This is a genomic window from uncultured Shewanella sp. (assembly GCF_947491715.1).
GTDB lineage: Bacteria > Pseudomonadota > Gammaproteobacteria > Enterobacterales > Shewanellaceae > Shewanella.
Genome location: NZ_CANLKR010000105.1, coordinates 1 through 719 on the forward strand (window position 1 = coordinate 1; position 719 = coordinate 719).

At 51.7% G+C, this 719-nt stretch carries 1 rRNA gene; it reads right to left on the reverse strand.

Annotation, left to right across the window (positions count from 1 at the left end):
* Nucleotides 1-719: ribosomal RNA gene (locus Q0779_RS23695) — 23S ribosomal RNA — on the reverse strand; the annotation flags it as partial.

Sequence of the window (719 nt, forward strand, 5' to 3'; positions counted from 1 at the left end):
CTCTTGCGAGTTTGCACAGTACTGTGTTTTTGATAAACAGTTGCAGCCACCTGGTATCTGCGACTGCCAGCAGCTTAAGGAGCAAGTCCCATCACCGCCGGCAGCGTACCTTCTCCCGAAGTTACGGTACCATTTTGCCTAGTTCCTTCAGCCGAGTTCTCTCAAGCGCCTTGGTATTCTCTACCCAACCACCTGTGTCGGTTTGGGGTACGATTCCTGCTAACCTGAAGCTTAGAAGATTTTCCTGGAAGCATGGCATCAACTACTTCAGTCCCTTAGGACCTCGTCATCAACTCTCAGCCTAATGTTCACCCGGATTTGCCTAAGTGAACAGCCTACAGCCTTAAACGCGGACAACCAACGCCGCGCTAGCCTAGCCTTCTCCGTCTCTCCATCGCAGTTAGCAGAAGTACGGGAATATTAACCCGTTTCCCATCGACTACGCCTTTCGGCCTCGCCTTAGGGGTCGACTCACCCTGCCCTGATTAACATTGGACAGGAACCCTTGGTCTTTCGGCGAGGGAGTTTTTCACTCCCTTTATCGTTACTCATGTCAGCATTCGCACTTCTGATACCTCCAGTGTGGGTTACCCCTTCACCTTCTACGGCTTACAGAACGCTCCTCTACCGCACTAGTGTAAACACTAGTACCCGTAGCTTCGGTGTATTGCTTAGCCCCGTTAAATCTTCCGCGCAGGCCGACTCGACTAGTGAGCTAT